Raw genomic sequence first — 3,099 nt, 5'->3', positions numbered from 1 at the left:
ACCCAGGACGCGCTGCGCAGCCGGGGACGGCGGTCCTGACCGGACCCGCACCCCGGGCCGGCCGGCAGGTGCGCCGGTCAACCGTTCGTCGGGACGGCGTGATCGGCGACCATCGTCTCGGTGAGCAGTTGCGCCAGCCGGGTGGCGTCGCGCTGGGCCTGCCCGGCGCAGCAGTTGTTGAACAGCACGTGCAGCTCGTCGGGGAGAGCCGCGAACTCGGCCAGCCGTCCCGCCCAGTGCCGCAGCTCGTCCTCGGCGTAGGCGTAGCGGAACTTCTCCTGCTTGTCGCCCTCGACCCAGGCGTCGCTGTGACCGTGGAACCGGACGACCGCCGGCTCCGCCGTCATGCTCAGGATCGGCGGCACCGACGACGGGTGTCCCTGTGGCATGTCGACACAGACCACTGACAGGTCGTGGGCGCGGAGCAGGTCCAGGGTGTCCGCCGCGGCCGCGTCGTCCAACCAGGAGCCGTGCCGCAGCTCGACACCGACCCGCCACGGCCGGCAGCGCTGCGCGAGCTCGACGATCCGGCGTTCGGCCGCCGGGCTGCGCACCAGCCACGGCGGGAACTGCAACATCACCACACCGAGCTTGCCGGCCGCCGCGATCGGCGCCAGGGCCGCGCGGAACCGGGTCCACAGCTCGTCGTACGCCCGCTCCGGCAGGTCACGGCGGCGGATCCGGCTCGGGCCGGCGGCCGGACGCAGATCCCGGGGCAGCACGGTGACCGGCGTCGGGTGACCGGTGAAGAGGCTGAACGCCTTGACGTCGAAGGTGAAGTCGTCCGGTGTGGCGTCCACCCAGCTCTGGGTCGTCTCCGGCACCGGGATGGCGTAGTAGGACGTGTCCACCTCGACCAACGGGAACTGGCTGGCGTAGAAGCCCAGCCGACGCGCCGGCGTGCTGGCCGAGCGGGGGTACCACCCGGAGCGCAGCAGGGACTGGTCCGCCCAGGACGACGTGCCCACCTTAATCACAGCCATGTCATTCAGTGGACCGCCATCGACGCGGATCGGCAACCGCTGACGGTCCTCCGTCGACCTGGCGCCGTGCCCGGGAAGTGTCGGTGCCCGGCAATACGGTGGCACCGGGTGGACATCGACGAAAGGGTGGCGGCATGACCAGCACTGAGCAGCTCACCGGTGAGCGCACCGATCTCCTGCAGGCGCTCCGCAGGCACCGCGGTTTCCTCTTGCAGACCGTCGACGGGCTCACCGACGAGCAGGCGGCCAGTCGCCCCACCGTCAGCGGTCTCTGCCTCGGCGGCCTCATCAAGCACGTGGCCGGCGTCGAGCACCGGTGGATGCTCTTCGCGGTGGGCGGCGCGGAGGCGATGGGCCGCGAGGAGGTCGACTGGGTCGGTCAGTTCCAGATGGCACCGGGCGAGACACTGGCCGGTCTGGTCGAGCGCTTCCAGGAGGTGGCCGCCCGGACCGACGAGTTGGTCGCCACCCTCGACCTGGACGCGGCGCACCCGTTGCCGCAGGCTCCCTGGTTCGAGCCGGGGGCGAGCTGGACGGTCCGCCGGGTGCTGCTGCACCTCATCGCCGAGACGTCCCAGCACGCCGGGCACGCCGACATCCTGCGCGAGTCGATCGACGGCGCCAAGACCATGGGCTGACGCCGACCGTCATCGCCACCGCCTGCGCTGATTCTCGGCCTCACCGCAGGCGGTGCCGGCGTTCGGTGCTCCGATCTCTCGCGTAGGCGTCGGAGTGACCCCAACGGCCGGGGATGTCGAGCAGTTCCAGCCGGCCGAACCCCTCGGGCACCGCCGGGTCGACCAGCAGGTTGTCGCCGGTGGGCCGCAGGCCCAGCACGCTGGCGAGCAGCATCAGCAGGGACCCCGACGACCACGCCTGCGGGCGGCAGCTCGTCGCCAGTTGCACAGGGTAGGTCGTCAGGCTGCGCTCGTAGCCGGCGATCACCTCCGGCACCTCGCCACCGAGCGTCAGCGTCATGTCGAAGACGCCGGCGGCGATCCGGGCCGCCTGAGCGTCGAGGCGGTAGCGACGCAGCCCGGCGGCGATCACCGCGTTGTCCGACGGCCACACCGCGCCCAGGTGCGCGCCCACCGGGTTGTAGGTGCGCTGCCCGGTGGCGAACGTGCGTCCCCCCCAACCGCTGAACAGTCGCGGCCCGACCAGGTGCTCGGCCACCGCCTCCGCGCGGTCGTCAGCGACGATCCCGCTCCAGAGCAGGTGCCCCATGTTGGAGGCCAGCGCGTCGACCGGCTCTCCGTACGGGTCGAGCGCCAACGCGTAGTACCCCCGGTGTGGCAACCAGAAGTCCCGGTTGAAGCGCTCCTTCAGCGCTGCCGCCTCCCGTTCCAACCGGTCGGCGTACGCGAGGTCGCCCCAGAACTCGCGGGCCAGCCGGGCGCCCCGGCGCTTCGCGTCGTACGCGTAACCCTGCAACTCGCAGGTGGCGCGGGGGAAGGCGGGCTGCCGACCGTGGGCGTCGACGATCGCGTCCGGGGAGTTCTTCCAGCTCTGGTTGACCGCGCCGTAGCGCTCGTTGCGGCGCTGGTAGCGCACGTAGCCGTCGCCGGTCAGGTCGCCGTACTCGTCGATCCAGTCCAGCGCCATCCGGGCCGGGTGGCGCAGCTCGCGGACCAGGTCCGCGTCACCGGACCAGCGCTCGTACTCGTCGAGCAGGACGACGAAGAGCGGGGTGGTGTCGGCAGCGCCGTAGTACAACGCGCTCGTCCGTTCGCGGAACGCCCCCGTCTCGCCGTACCGCAGGTGGGCCAGGATCTTGCCGGGCTCCTCTTCCAGCCAGTCGTCGAGCTGACCGCCCTGCACGAGCGCCAGCATCCGCAGCGTCGACGGGGCCAGTTCGGGGGTGAACGCCATCGTCTGCAGGCAGGTGATGATGCTGTCCCGCCCGAACAGACCCATCGCCCACGGCAGACCACCGATCGGCACCCGCTCGCGGTACGAGAACGGCTGGTAGCGCAGCGCCGCCAGGTCCGCGAGGCTGCCCTGGTAGAGCTCTTCCAGGCCGGCGCGCTCGGCCACCAGTTGCGGCGCACGGTCCAGCCACCGGCTCAGGTCCTCGTCCATCCCCGTGCGCAGGGCGTGCTGGTGCGACTGCAGG

3 protein-coding genes are annotated in these 3,099 nt (G+C 71.7%); 1 reads left to right on the top strand and 2 read right to left on the bottom strand.

The annotated features are described in order from the left end of the window. Positions 1–77: 77 nt before the first annotated feature. Positions 78–983, bottom strand: a complete 906-nt coding sequence (locus KBX53_RS27580) for a DUF72 domain-containing protein (protein WP_051708761.1) — start codon at positions 981–983, stop codon at positions 78–80. A 134-nt stretch (positions 984–1,117) separates the two neighbouring features. On the opposite strand from KBX53_RS27580, the gene KBX53_RS27575 reads away from it, so the two are divergent. After that, positions 1,118–1,621, top strand: a complete 504-nt coding sequence (locus KBX53_RS27575) for a DinB family protein (protein WP_030335876.1) — start codon at positions 1,118–1,120, stop codon at positions 1,619–1,621. Positions 1,622–1,661: 40 nt separating this feature from the next. Here KBX53_RS27575 and KBX53_RS27570 read toward each other — a convergent pair. Beyond that, the coding region (locus tag KBX53_RS27570; RefSeq protein ID WP_210862444.1) for an amylo-alpha-1,6-glucosidase at positions 1,662–3,099 on the bottom strand (1,438 nt) is incomplete at its 5' end.

This window comes from Micromonospora sp. M51 (genome assembly GCF_018070305.1).
Classification (GTDB): Bacteria; Actinomycetota; Actinomycetes; order Mycobacteriales; family Micromonosporaceae; genus Micromonospora; species Micromonospora parva.
This window is presented reverse-complemented; position numbering and strand designations above follow the sequence as displayed.